At 66.6% G+C, this 13,093-nt stretch carries 13 protein-coding genes and 1 pseudogene; 4 read left to right on the top strand and 10 right to left on the bottom strand.

Translation table 11 applies throughout. The features are described from left to right. Positions 1–169: 169 nt before the first annotated feature. The 7 genes from GV368_RS04015 to GV368_RS04045 are packed head-to-tail and all read right to left on the bottom strand — an operon-like array spanning position 170 to position 5,579. A complete protein-coding gene (locus tag GV368_RS04015; RefSeq protein WP_169115588.1) occupies positions 170–1,864 on the bottom strand; it encodes a nuclease-related domain-containing DEAD/DEAH box helicase in 1,695 nt (564 codons plus the stop codon). 27 nt (positions 1,865–1,891) lie between these two features. Continuing rightward, complete coding sequence (gene adk / locus GV368_RS04020; RefSeq protein WP_169115589.1) at positions 1,892–2,548, bottom strand: adenylate kinase; 657 nt, start codon at positions 2,546–2,548, stop codon at positions 1,892–1,894. Between the two features lie 48 nt (positions 2,549–2,596). After that, positions 2,597–3,367: a 3-deoxy-manno-octulosonate cytidylyltransferase gene (gene kdsB / locus GV368_RS04025; protein WP_169115590.1), complete on the bottom strand. Its 771-nt coding sequence runs from the start codon at positions 3,365–3,367 to the stop codon at positions 2,597–2,599. Next, entirely contained in the window at positions 3,364–3,552 is a 189-nt protein-coding gene (locus tag GV368_RS04030; protein ID WP_142803450.1) for a Trm112 family protein, read from the bottom strand. Before GV368_RS04030 ends, kdsB begins: the two co-directional genes overlap by 4 nt. Further along, positions 3,485–4,501, bottom strand: coding sequence for a tetraacyldisaccharide 4'-kinase (gene lpxK, locus GV368_RS04035; RefSeq protein WP_206673263.1), 1,017 nt, complete (start codon positions 4,499–4,501; stop codon positions 3,485–3,487). Before lpxK ends, GV368_RS04030 begins: the two co-directional genes overlap by 68 nt. 35 nt (positions 4,502–4,536) lie before the next feature. After that, positions 4,537–4,965 (bottom strand): ExbD/TolR family protein, encoded by a 429-nt coding sequence (locus GV368_RS04040; protein ID WP_142803452.1) that lies wholly within the window; start codon positions 4,963–4,965, stop codon positions 4,537–4,539. Then, on the bottom strand, positions 4,962–5,579 hold the full coding sequence (locus tag GV368_RS04045) for a MotA/TolQ/ExbB proton channel family protein (protein ID WP_169115673.1): 618 nt from the start codon (positions 5,577–5,579) through the stop codon (positions 4,962–4,964). Before GV368_RS04045 ends, GV368_RS04040 begins: the two co-directional genes overlap by 4 nt. Positions 5,580–5,925: 346 nt before the next feature. Between GV368_RS04045 and xseA the strand changes: the two genes are divergently transcribed. The 4 genes from xseA to tal all read left to right on the top strand — a co-directional run bounded on the left by xseA (position 5,926) and on the right by tal (position 9,845). Next, positions 5,926–7,281, top strand: a complete 1,356-nt coding sequence (xseA, locus tag GV368_RS04050; RefSeq protein WP_169115592.1) for an exodeoxyribonuclease VII large subunit — start codon at positions 5,926–5,928, stop codon at positions 7,279–7,281. Between the two features lie 65 nt (positions 7,282–7,346). Continuing rightward, positions 7,347–7,934, top strand: coding sequence for a superoxide dismutase (locus tag GV368_RS04055; RefSeq protein ID WP_169115593.1), 588 nt, complete (start codon positions 7,347–7,349; stop codon positions 7,932–7,934). Positions 7,935–7,938: 4 nt separating this feature from the next. Beyond that, positions 7,939–8,766, top strand: a complete 828-nt coding sequence (locus tag GV368_RS04060) for a pseudouridine synthase (protein WP_169115675.1) — start codon at positions 7,939–7,941, stop codon at positions 8,764–8,766. Next, positions 8,763–9,845 carry a transaldolase gene (gene tal / locus GV368_RS04065; RefSeq protein WP_178086735.1) on the top strand — a complete coding sequence of 361 codons (1,083 nt, stop codon included), beginning with the start codon at positions 8,763–8,765 and terminating at the stop codon, positions 9,843–9,845. Before GV368_RS04060 ends, tal begins: the two co-directional genes overlap by 4 nt. A 53-nt stretch (positions 9,846–9,898) precedes the next feature. Here the strand turns inward: tal and GV368_RS04070 are convergent. From GV368_RS04070 to cheY, 3 genes and pseudogenes are all read right to left on the bottom strand, one after another. Next, positions 9,899–11,769: pseudogene (locus tag GV368_RS04070) on the bottom strand (chemotaxis protein CheA). Positions 11,770–11,820: 51 nt separating this feature from the next. Beyond that, entirely contained in the window at positions 11,821–12,681 is an 861-nt protein-coding gene (gene cheZ, locus GV368_RS04075) for a protein phosphatase CheZ (RefSeq protein ID WP_206673266.1), read from the bottom strand. Beyond that, positions 12,678–13,091 (bottom strand): chemotaxis response regulator CheY, encoded by a 414-nt coding sequence (gene cheY, locus GV368_RS04080; protein ID WP_055423744.1) that lies wholly within the window; start codon positions 13,089–13,091, stop codon positions 12,678–12,680. The genes cheZ and cheY overlap by 4 nt, the downstream gene beginning before the upstream one ends. Positions 13,092–13,093 lie beyond the last annotated feature (2 nt).

Here is a 13,093-nt window from a genome sequence, read left to right on the forward strand (position 1 = left end):
GCGTCGGGCAACCAGCTTTCTCGGGATAACCCTTGGTGGAACAGTCCTTTTATGATACTCGGCACTGACTCCACCTGATTTCGCCCGTTTTGCTGTCGGCTTGGCGCCCCAGCTTTTCCTGTCCCGCAGTTGGCCTCAGCGCTCAGGCGTGATTATGGCAGCGCCGGGTTCAGGACTCCTTTTCCAGCTGCGCTTGCACATCGCGCGCCGCCCGTTCGCTGAGCACCACGGCAGCGCGCCATTCGGCGCGGGTGAGCGCGACATAGAGCCGCCGGCGTGCGGATTCGTCGAACTGGGCCCAGTCCGTTTCGGTGAGCAGCACCGCCGGGGCGGAGAGCCCCTTGAAACGCAGGACGGTATCGACGAGGAGTTCGCCCTCGCTCCATTGGGGGGCGCCCTGGGCGTCGAATTGCCCCGTGAAACGGCGCACACGGCAACCCGCGAGCGTGTTCTGCGCGAGGATCGCGCTGTGTCCCCGCCCCTGAAAACTCAATACGGCAACGTCCTGCGGTGCGATCCCGTCGGCGAACCAGCGCTCGAGGACGGTTTCGGTGGCTCGCAGCGGCGCGGCCGGGTCGTCGTCGGGGTAGACCTCGAATTCCGGCGGCTCGCCGGCAAAGGGGTGGCGTGCGAGGAGAGGTTCTCCGGTGAGTTCGAGCAAATTGAGGGTTTCGACCAGGGCCCGCGGCGAGCGGAAGTTCTCGCGGGCGCTGAAGCGGATCGCCTGCGGTAGCTCCGTCTCCCACCACGGGGCCGTGTCGAGGGTGTGGGGATGCACCCGTTGATCGGCATCGAGAAGTACCAACCAGCGGGTATCGGGGGAAACGCTGCGACGCAAAGCCGCGAACCACTCGGGTTTCAAATCGGCGGCTTCGTCGAGAATGAGTCCGTCGAGTCCCTGCGCCCAACTCCGATCCTGCGCGAGCGCCGTGACCGCCGCGTCGAAGGTACGGGAATCGGTGAAGTCGAGATGCTCGGTGGTTTGGCGCTGGCGACGCAAGGCGGAGATGGCTCTTTCGTGGAAGGTGGCGATGTCTGCCGCCGCTTCCGGGATCGAGGCGCGCAGCGCATCGGCGAGCATGCGGTTGAAGCACATGTAACCCCAGCGCGTGCCGCGGCGTCTAGCCTGCTCGAGCCACTGGCGGGCGAGCAGGGTCTTGCCCGAACCGGCGACGGCCTGGATGCACAAGGCGCTCGCCGCCGGCAGTTCGAGCCGGGTGAGCGTGCTCGCCAGCCCTGCCTGCAAGGCGATGGTCGTGCTGCGCAGCGCGCCGGCGAACGCGCGGGGATCGATCGCGAGGCGCAATTCGTCTCGCAGAAAGGCGCTCACTTTGGCGACCCGCTGCGGGTCGATCGGCGTGCTGCGCAACCATTCGCGGAGGAGCGTTCCCAGATGCGGCACGGCGGCGGCATCGACGATGCGGCTGCGCGGGTAATGCGCCGTCTCGGCGTTTGCCGGCACGCTCGCATCGGGAAGCACCAGGGCGTGCGCCACGTACGCGTCGATTCCCGCCTTGCGCAGCTTCTGGATCATCGCCTGATGCTGCAGGCGGCATTGCGAGGCGATATTTTTGCGCCCGGTGCTGGCGTAGTGTTTCACCGGACCTTTGGGGGTCCAGTCGATCTCTCCCGCCTTGATCTCCAGGATCGCCAGATGACCTGCCGGAGAGACGACCACGACATCCCATTCGCCGAGCTGCAAGAAGCCGTTGGCCTCGTTTTGCCAAGGGATGCCGTGGAAGACGTGCCAGTCTTCCGGCAAGTCGTGCACGAGGGCTTCGACGACGTCGAGCTCGCGCTGCTGTCCGGGCAGCAGGCCAGGCATCTGGTCGAGCTGCCACGCGGAAGGATGCCGTTGCGCCATGCGTGACCGATCGCCCCCGCGCCTCCGTCAGCTGGAGAGCGCCTCCAGGATGCGCTGCGTTACTTCGTCCACCGGCCCCAGCCCCGAGACCTTGCGCACCTTGGGCGCGGCAGGGTCGCCGCTCGCCGCCCAGGCTTCGTAATAGGCGATGAGCGGCTTCGTCTGCTCGTGATAGACCGCCAGACGCTTGCGCACCACCTCTTCGCGGTCGTCGTCGCGCTGGATGAGATCTTCCCCGGTGACGTCGTCCTTGCCTGGCACTTTGGGCGGGTTGTAGCGCACGTGATAGGTGCGGCCGGAGGCCGGATGCACCAGGCGGCCGCTCATGCGATCGATGATCTCCTCGTCGGGCACTTCGATCACCAGCACGTAATCGAGCGGAATGCCGCCCTCCTTGAGCGCATCGGCCTGGGCGATCGTGCGCGGAAAGCCGTCGAACAGGTAACCCGCCTGGCAATCGGGTTGCTGCAGGCGCTCGCGCACCAAGCCGATGATGATGTCGTCGGAAACCAGACCTCCTTCGTCCATCACCTTCTTCGCCGCGAGCCCCAGCGGCGTTCCCGCCTTCACCGCGGCGCGCAACATGTCGCCGGTCGAGATCTGCGGAATGCCGAACTTCTCCTTGATGACGGCGGCCTGCGTGCCTTTCCCCGCTCCCGGCGGTCCCAAAAGAATCAAGCGCACGATCCCCTCTCCTTTATGATTGACGACGAAAACGGAAATGGCCAGACTTCATGCGGCCCCAACGATCATCCGGCGCACCCGCTCCAGATCCTGCGGCGTATCGACGCCGGGCGCCGGAGCCGAGGTGATCACTTCCACCTGGATGGCATAGCCGTGATACAGGGCGCGCAACTGCTCCAGCGCCTCGAACCGCTCCAGGGCGCATGGCTCGAGTCGCGCAAAGGCGCGCAAGAACGCCGCACGGTAGGCGTAGAGCCCGACGTGGCGCAAGGCCGGCAAACCCTCGGGCAAACGCGCCGCACGCCCGGCGGCGAAAGCGTCCCGCGCCCACGGCAAGGGCGCGCGGGAAAAATAGAGCGCTCGCCCCGAGGCATCGCACACCACCTTCACCGCGTTCGGGTCGAAGAATTCTTCCGCCGATTCGATCGGATGCGCGAGCGTGGCGATCGCGGCCGACGGCGTGCGCGCGAGCGTCTCGGCCGTGCGCGCGATGACCAAGGGATCGATGAGCGGCTCGTCGCCCTGCACGTTGACGACGATGGCCTCGTCCTCCCACCCCAGGCGCTCGACCACTTCGGCGAGCCGGTCGGTGCCGGAGGCGTGATCGCCGCGCGTGAGGATCGCCTGCCCTCCGGCCTGCTCCACCGCCGCCGCCACCTGTGGCGAGTCGGTTGCCACCCATACCTCGTCGGCCCCGGAGGCAACCGCCCGTTCCCACACCCGCACCACCATCGGTTTGCCGGCGAGATCGACGAGCGGCTTGTTCGGCAGGCGCGTGGACGCGAGCCGCGCCGGGATCACCACGCGAAACCCGCTCACTTGAGCGCCTCGACTTCCTCGGCCGTGATGGGGCGCGCCTCGTCGGCGAGCATCACCGGAATGCCGTCGCGGATCGGATAGGCCAGGCGGTCGGCGCGGCAGACGAGCTCCTGCCGCTCACGATCGTATTTGAGCGGCCCCTTGCACAGCGGGCACACCAGCACGTCCAGCAGACGAGTATCCATTCATTCGCTCCAGAATGCGCTCGACGAGCGCCTCGTCGAGCCGGGCACGCACCATGAGCACCCAATCGTGCGGCCGCGCGTATGGCTGGCATTTTACCGCATCCTTGCTGGTGAAAATCCGCCACTCCTGCGGCGCGCCGAAGTCAAGATCCTCCGCCCCGTATGGGTGGTGATCGGGAAAGGCGTGCGGCACCACCTCGGCGCCCAGGGCACGCAGCGTGGCGAAGAAGCGTTCGGGACGGCCGATGCCGGCCACGGCATGGACCCGTTGCCCGGCAAGCGCCGACAGGGGCAAGCGCCGCGAAGGATCGGCGAGCGAGACGAGCGCCTCGGGTTCGAGCCGCAGCCCATAGAGCGGTACCTCGTCCGGTACGAGGGCGTGCACCTGCTGCGGTTCGTGCGCCACCACCGCATCGACCGTACGCAGGCGCGAGAGCGGCTCGCGCAAGGGGCCGGCCGGCAACAGCCAAGCATTGCCCAGAGCGTTCCGATCGAGCACCACGAGTTCGAAGTCGCGCTCGAGCCGCAGATGCTGGAGACCGTCGTCGGCGAGCACCAGACGTACCTCGGGATGACGGCGCAGCAGCTCGGTCACGGCAGCGCAGCGCGCGCGCCCCACCACCACCGGCACTCCCGTTTCGCGCGCAAGCAGCACCGGTTCGTCGCCGTAGCGGGCCGGGTCTCCCGTGGCCGGCACCAGCGCAGCCCCCTCGACACTACCGCCATAGCCGCGGCTGACGATGCCGCAAGGGATGCCTCGCGCCGAAAGCGCGTGCGCGAGCGCCACCACCACCGGCGTCTTGCCGCTGCCGCCCACGTTGAGATTCCCCACCACCAGCACGAACACGGGGGGACGGCAGCGCCGCAGCCAGCCGCGACGATAGGCCGACGCGCGCAGCCGCACCACGAGGCCGAAAATCAGGGAAAAAGGCAGGAGTGCGCATGCCACGGCGCCGCGGTGCGACCACCATGGCGGCGGCGCCCTCATCGCCCTTCGACGCGCTCGACGGAGAAAGTGAGCTTTTCGAAGCCGGCGCGCTGGGCCGCGCGCATCACGTCGATCACGCGCTGATGCGGCGTCTTCGCGTCCGCTTCGATCACGATGGTAGGCTTCGAGCCGGCCGGGATCATCGCCAGCAGTGCCGCTTCGATGTCCTCCACGCTGCCGAGCCCCACGGCCCGCTCACCGATGAACACGGCCCCGTCGGCGGTGATGGCCACCACCCATTCCTTGGGCATGCTATCGACCGGTAGCGCCTCATCGGCTTCGGGGAGATCGATCTGCAGCTGCGCCGTCCGAGAGAACGTGGTCGTCACACTCAGAAAGATGAGGATCACCAGCACCACGTCGATGAGCGGCACCAGATTCAGGAATGGCTCCTCGCGCAAACCGCCGGCCGTGCGAAACTTCATACTTCGGCTCCGGCCCGCTCACCGTGGGCCACTTCCACCAAACGCACGGCTTCCTGTTCCATCTCCAAGACCAGGGAATCGACGTAGGCCCGGAAATGGCGCCAGAAAATGGTCGCAGGAATGGCGATGATGAGTCCGAGCCCGGTGGTGCTGAGCGCCACCGAGATGCCATGCGCCAGCTGCTGGGGATTGGTACCAGCGGCCGACTGTGAGGCGAAGATCTCGATCATGCCGATGATGGTACCCAACAAACCCAAGAGCGGCGAGACCGCGGCGATGGTCCCCAAAGCCGTGAGATAGCGCTCCAAGCCGTGCGCCACCACCCGACCGGCGTCCTCGATCGCCTCTTTCATCACCTCACGAGAAGAGCGGTAATTGCGCAGCCCGGCCGCGAACACACGCCCGAGCGGCGAATGCCCCTCCAGCCGCAACGCAAGCTCTTGCGGCGATACGCCACGACGCAACTCCTCGAGCACCGAGGCGAGCAGCCCTGGTGGATTGATGCGCGTGCGCCGCAATGTCCAGGTGCGTTCGATCACGATCGCCACCGCAAGGATGGAAGCCAACAACAGCGGCCATATCGGCCACCCCGATGCCTGTATGATCGACCACACGAACCCTGCCCTCTCGGAGATTTGCACGACGAAGGCCGAGACGACGGCCTTTGCTTTCGGCATTATATCTCAGCCCGCCTCGAATGGGACGCCGCGCCGGCCGCACACCTTGTTCCACTCTTCCACAAAGTCTGTGGATAACTTTGTGTATGAAAGTGCGAAACCAGTCATAACCCTTGTCGCGGTAGGAAGAACCTCACTTTGCCACATTTTTCATCAAAAAAATTACATATAAAAATCAATAGGTTACAAAAACATACCGAGAAATCAAGCGCTTCTGTTCCGATGCTACCGTTGCATGACAGAAAGCGTCTCGTTGGGGATGAAACGCAGTACAATCGCGCGCATGAGCCCCGATTCCACCCTCTTCCCGCCACCGACTGAAACCGTCGGCCAGCTCACGCAACGCATCAAAGACTGCCTGGAAACGGGTTTTGCCGAGGTCAACGTCATCGGTGAGATCTCCGGCCTCACCCTCGCCGCCTCCGGGCACTGCTACTTCACGCTCAAGGACGAAGTCGCGGCACTGCGTTGCGTCCTGTGGCGGCGACAGGCGACGGCCTTCGCGCGGCTACTCGCCGAAGGGCACAGCGTGGAGGCGGCCGGCCAGTTGAGCGTCTATGCCCCCCGAGGCGATTACCAGCTGGTGGTGCGCGGTCTCAAGCCGGCCGGTGCCGGCCTGCTGTGGCAGCGTTTCCTGGCCGTCAAGGCCAAGCTCGAGGCCGAAGGGCTCTTCGCCACCGAAAGGAAGCGCCCCCTGCCGCGTCGACCGCGGCGCCTTGCGCTCATCACCTCACCGGCGGGGGACGCCATCCACGACGTGCTGCGCACGCTGCGCCAACGCGCGCCCCTCATCGAGATCGTGCTCTTGCCCACGCTGGTGCAAGGCGCGGAAGCGCCAGCGCAGCTCGTGGCGGCGCTGGCGCGGCTCGCCGAGGTCGCGCCGCGGCTCGGCATCGAAGCGGCGCTGCTCGTGCGCGGCGGCGGCAGCCCCGAGGATCTCATGGCCTACAACGACGAGGCGCTCGCCCGCGCGATCGCCGCAAGCCCCGTGCCCATCGTCAGCGGCGTCGGACATGAAGCCGACGTGAGCATCGCCGACCTGGTAGCCGATATGCGCGCCCCCACCCCCACCGGCGCAGCGATGATCGTGAGCCAAGGCTGGACGGAACTACCGCTCGAACTCGATCTGCTGGCGCGGCGGCTGCAACGGACGCTACGCGAGCGCCTGCTCACCGAAAACCAGCGGCTCGACCGCCTGCAGCTGCGCCTCACCCACCCGGCGGCACGCCTCTCCGAGGCCCGGCGGCGCCTGGAAGCGCTGCACGCGCGGCTCACGGCAGCGCAGCGGCGTACGCTTGCCGAGTCGCGGCTGCGGCTCGATGCGCTCCACCGGCGCCTTGCCGGCGCACGCCCGACCCTTGCCGGTCACCACGCCCGGCTCGACGCGTTCGCCCAGCGCTTGCCGCGCGCGGCGGCGCAGGCGCTGGAAGCCCCTCGCCGTCGCCTGGAGCGGCTCGAAGACCGTCTGCAGGCGCTCGACCCCAAGGCCGTGCTCGCGCGCGGCTACACCCTGGTGAGCGACGCCGGGGGACAAGTGCTCACCAGCGCGGCGCAGCTCGCCCCGGGACAAGACATCCGCCTCGAATTCCACGATGGCCGCGCTGCGGCCGAGGTTGTCGGGGTGGAAAAGTCCGACTAAAATGGTAAAGGTTTTTTGCCCCCTCGCCGGCCCGAACGCCGGCCTTCACGCAAAGGAGAGAGAACATGGAACACAAACTGCCCGAACTGCCCTACGCGAAAAACGCGCTTGCCCCCTACATCTCCGAAGAGACGATGGAATATCACTACGGCAAGCACCACCAAGCCTACGTCACCAACCTCAACAACCTCATCAAGGGCACGGAATACGAGAACATGGACCTCGAGTCCATCGTCAAGAAAGCCCCGGCCGGCGGCCTGTACAACAACGCGGCGCAAACCTGGAACCATACCTTCTTCTGGCATTGCATGAAGCCCAACGGCGGCGGCCAACCCAAAGGAGCCCTGTTCGAGGCCATCAAGGCCAAATGGGGCAGCTTCGACGAATTCAAGAAAGTGTTCCATACGAGCGCCGTGGGCAACTTCGGCTCTGGCTGGACCTGGCTCGTGAAGAAAGCCGACGGCTCGGTCGACGTGGTCAACATGGGCGCGGCCGGCACGCCGCTCACCACGGGCGACACGCCCCTTCTGTGCATCGACGTATGGGAGCACGCCTACTACATCGACTACCGTAACCGCCGCGCCGACTTCGTCACCGCCTTCCTCGACCACCTGGTCAACTGGGAGTTCGCGGAGCGCAACTACGCCGCCTGACGTTCTGGATACGGCCTCACCCGAGCGCGACGCGCCGCGGCTTCTCTACGAGGACGAGCGGCTCGTCGCCGTCTTCAAGCCCTCGGGCTGGCTCGTCCATCCCACCGGGCTCGATCCGCGCGAATCCCGCGTGCTGCTGCGCTGGCTGCGCGATCGCCTCGGCCGGCGCGTCTTTCCCGTGCATCGCCTCGACAAGCCGACCTCCGGGCCGGTGCTCTTCGCCCTCGATCCCTCTGCGGCCGCCACCGTGGCGGCCGATTTCGCCGCCCGGCGCGTGGCGAAGCGCTACCTCGCCGTGGTGCGGGGACATCCTCCCGACACCCTGACGATCGATCGGCCGCTGTCGCGCATCGCCCGCACCGTTGCGGGACCGCGCGATGCCGACAAAGCGGCACGCACTGTGCTGCGGCGTCTGGCGACGAGTGAGCTGCCCTGGCCCAACGACCGCCACCCCACCAGCCGCTACGCGCTCGTGGCCTGCTATCCGGAGGGCGGACGCCAGCACCAGATTCGCCGCCACCTGCGCCACGCCAGCTACCCCCTCATCGGCGACACCACCTACGGTCACGGACTGCACAACCGCCTGTGGCGCGAACGCCTGGGCGTATCCCGCCTGCTGCTCACCTGCTGCGATCTGGCGCTGCGCCACCCCGAGGGAGGCTCGCCGCTCGTGCTGCACGCGCTCGATCCGGATTTCGCCGCCCTCGCCCGCCGGCTCGGCTGGGAAGAGGCGCTTTCCTGCATCGACGAGCCGCAGGAAGATGGTATGCTCACGGCGAAGATCGCCGCTCTGGCCAATGCCCCTGCACTCCTCCCGGAAGACGACGCATGACCCGAACCGTGCTGCATGATCTCCTCGAACTTGGTCAACAGATCTGGCTCGACAGCCTCTCGCGCGACCTCCTCGACGGCGGGCAGCTCGCCCGTCTGCTGGAGGCGGGCGTGAGCGGCATCACCACCAATCCGGCCATCTTCGAAAACGCCATCGCCAAGAGCCCCGCCTATCGTGGAGAAGTCGAGGCGCTGCGCCGCTGCGACCTCGCCCCGTGGGAGCGGCTCGAACGGCTCACCTTCGCCGACGTGCGCCGCGCCTGCGACCTGCTCCTTCCCCTGTGGCAAACATCGGGCGGCGAGCGCGGCTACGTGAGCCTGGAAGTAGACCCCGAGCTCGCGCCCGACGCCGCCGGCACCATCGCCGCCGCCCGGCGGGTGCATGCCGCGATCGAACGTCCCAATCTGCTCGTCAAGATCCCCGGCACCGCCGCGGGGGCCCAGGCCCTGGAGACGCTCGTCGCCGAGGGGATCAACGTCAACGTGACGCTGCTCTTCTCGCGCACGCAGTACCGCCGCGTGGCCGAAGCCTATCGGCGGGGCCTCGAGCAGCGCCAGGCCGCCGGCCGGCCGCTGGCAGCGGTTTTCGGGGTGGCGAGCCTTTTCCTCTCGCGGCTCGACACGGCGGTGGATGCGCTGCTGGCCGAGCGTGCGCCCGAACACCCCGAATGGCAGGGCAAGACCGCGGTGGCCTTCGCCAAGCTCGCCTACCAGGATTTCCTGCGCCATTTCGGCGAGGACGCTCTCGGATCCTTGCGCCGCGCCGGAGCCTGGGCGCAACGGCCGTTGTGGGCGAGTACCAGCACCAAGAACCCTGCTTATCCGGATCTGCTCTACGTGGAACCGCTGGTGGGGCCGGAGACGGTCAATACCCTGCCCGAAGCGACGCTCACGGCGCTGTTCGACCACGGCCAGGCGCGCGGCGCGACGATCCTCGAAGAGGTCGACGCCGCCCAGGCGCACTGGGCGCAGCTCGCCCGCCTCGACATCGACCCCGAGGCGATCGGCGAGGCGTTGCAGCAGCAGGGCCTGGCCCAGTTCGAGGCCGCGCAGCGGCGGCTCCTCGAGCTCCTTGCCTGAAAGGAAAGCGGCGGGCACCGCCCGCCGCTTTCCCATGCAGTGATCCCTTCGTTTCAAGCAGAAACGGGGGCTTTCTTCGCTTCGAGCGACGCCTTGCTCACCCCCCTGGTGCCGGTGCCGGTCTCGAAGAGCTCTTTCATGTCGAGGATCAGTACGATCTGGCCGTTCGAGAGGATGGTCACCCCGGCCACGCCTTTGGGGCGAAAATCCTCCAGCGACTTGATCACCGCGTCCTCGCGGCCCGCGAAGGTGTCGATTCCGAGGATGAAAGAGAATTCGGCCATCTGCATGAGCACGCCATAGGCCGGGGCACGTTCCAGCCTCCAATTGAGGAGATTCGCCAAGGGCAGGATCGGGAGCACTTCCCCGCGCACGAAGAGCGTCGCCCGCCCACCGACTTCGCGCACCTCGTCGAGATGGATCGGCAGGATCTCACGCACCATGGAGAGCGGCACGGCGAAGGGTTGCTCGCCCAGACGCACGAGCAACACCGGCAGGATCGCCAAGGTAAGCGGCAGATTGATGATGAAGGTGGTACCACGACCGACCTCGGAGCGCACGTCGATGGTGCCGTTGAGCTTGGTGATGTTGGTACGCACCACGTCGGTGCCCACACCACGACCGGAGACGTCGGAAATTCGATCGGCCAGAGAAAAACCGGGCAGGAAGATGAGATTGAGGCTTTGACGCTCGTCGAGGCCGTTGGCCTCTTCGGGCGTGATGAGCCCTTTCTCCACCGCCTTGGCGCGGATCTTCTCGGGATCCATGCCGCGGCCGTCGTCGGCGACGATGATGACGATGTGGTCCCCCTCCTGCTTGGCGGCCAGCGTCACCGTCCCCTGTGGCGGCTTGCCCACGGCAATGCGTGCATCGGGCATCTCGATGCCGTGATCGACCGCGTTGCGGATGAGGTGGATGAGCGGATCGGAGAGATCCTCGATCATCGTCTTGTCGATCTCGGTCTCTTCCCCCTGGATGACGAGCTCGACCTCCTTGCCCAGCTGCCGTGCCAGGTCGCGCGCGATGCGGGGATACTTCTGGAAGAGACGCCCGATCGGCTGCATGCGCGTCTTCATGACGGCATTTTGCAGGTCGGAGACGAGGAGGTCGAGCTGATTCACCGCCACGTCGAGCGCATGCAGGGTATCCGGGTCGGTCTTACCCGAGAGGATGTCGCTCCTGAGGGCCGTGAGGCGATTTTTGGTGAGCCCGATCTCACCGGCGAGGTTGAGCACCTGATCGAGCCGGGCGGTATCGACGCGGATGGCCGTTTCGCGCTGCACCGTTTCCTTGCGCGCCAGAGGCGCCACCGGCCGCCGGGCCGCGGCCACGGGTACGGCAGCCCGCCCCTTTCCTTCGTCGGATTTTCCGTTGGCCTCGTCGCCGGGCGGGGCAGCCGATCCCCCGGCGCCCGAGGGCGACTTGGCCGACGATGCGCCCGCGCCGGCCACGACGGCGTGCAGCGTCTCCCAGTCCGGTTCGGCCGCGCCCGCCTGCTGCGCGCCGGCGGGGGGGTCACCCGCTGCCGAGGCGTCACCGCCTCGTTCCAGCTTGCCGGCGATGGCGAGCCGCAGGCGCTCGAGCAGCTGCGGATCGGCCGACGGCGGCTGGACGCTGCGCTCCAGATAGCCGAACATCTCCCGCACCGCTGCCGTGGCTTCGAGAATGACGTCCATCAGCGCGGGCTCAGGTGCAGCTCGCCGTTGCGCAGCTTGTCGAAGAGGTTTTCGGTGAGATGGCACAGGGTGACGAGCTCCTGCGCTCCGAGGAAACCCGCTCCGCCCTTGATGGTGTGAAACCCGCGGAAGATCTCGTTCAAAAGCGCCCGGTCTTCGGGGTTGCGCTCGAGTTCGACGAGCTTGTTGTCGACCCCCGAGAGCAGATCCTCGGCCTCGACGAGAAAATCCTGCAATAGATCCTGCATTCCGGCGAAGTCGCTCACGGCCATCCTCCTTGACTGGTTGCCGGGGCCAGCTCAAAAGCCCAGGCTCTTCAACAAATCGTCCACCTCTTCCTGCGAGGTGATCACTCCTTCCTTGCGCGTATCGATCACCGGCCCGTTCATCAGCGAGACTTCGACCACCTTCTTCGGCCGCGCTTCCTCCGGGATGGCCTCGATGAGGATCTGCAGCAATTCCGTCTCGATGCGGCCGACGATCTCGATCACTTTCTTGATCACCTGGCCGGTGAGATCCTGGAAATCCTGCGCCATCATGATTTCCATGAGCTGCTGGGTCGTCGCGCGCGAGGTGTCGACCGCATCGGCGAGGAAAGCCCGCGTGTCGTGGGCAAGCTCACGGAATTCCTGCGGCGAGAGGCGGTTGGCGAAGAGATCGTCCCAGCGCTTCTTCAGGGTCTCGGCCTTCTCGGTGAGCGACTTCTGCAGGGGGATGGCGATGTCGGTAGCGTTGAGTACGCGCGAGGCGGCCTGTTCGGTCATCTGGGCGATGTAGTGCAGGCGCTGGCGCGCATCGGGCACGGCCTGGGCCGCCTCGGCAATGACCGTCTCGCAGCCCAGCTCCGTGAGCGCCTCGTGCAGCTGGCGTGCCACCTTACCCAGGCGCTGGACGAGTTCGTCGTGCGGCACGAGGGAGGACGCTGGCGCCGGCGCGTGTGCCTCCCGGGTCGCATCTTCTGCGCCGGCGCTGAACTGCTGCGCCACGGCGTCGAAGAGCGCCTGCAGCTCGTCGCTGTCTCCTTGCGCCGGCTCGTCGGGCTCCGACACGCTGCCCGCCGAACCGACGATGCTGTCAAAGAGCGCCTGCAGCTCGTCGTTGTCGCCGCTCGGGCCGGTTTGGCGCTCTGGGGAACGCTCATCAGGCATTTTCTTGCTCATTGCGCCGATCCTCCGGCCGGTTTCTTGCCCATTTTCTCGAAAATTCGGTCGATTTTCTCGGCCAGCACCGCCGCGGTGAAGGGCTTGACGATGTAGCCCGAAGCCCCGGCTTGCGCTGCGGCGATGATGTTCTCTTTCTTCGCCTCGGCGGTGACCATGAGCACCGGCAGGTGCTTGAGCTTGTCGCTGCTGCGGATCTTGCGCAGCAGCGTCAGCCCGTCCATGTTCGGCATGTTCCAGTCGGTGATGACGAAATCGTAGGGCTGCGACTCGAGCTTGTGCAGCGCCGCCACGCCGTCCTCGGCCTCGTCGACGTTGGTGTAGCCCAACTCTTTCAAGAGGTTGCGCAAGATACGACGCATCGTCGAGAAATCATCCACGACCAGGAAGCGCGTCTTGTCGTCCGCCATCG

It is taken from the genome of Tepidiphilus baoligensis (genome assembly GCF_012911495.1).
GTDB classification, from domain to species: Bacteria; Pseudomonadota; Gammaproteobacteria; order Burkholderiales; family Rhodocyclaceae; genus Tepidiphilus; species Tepidiphilus olei.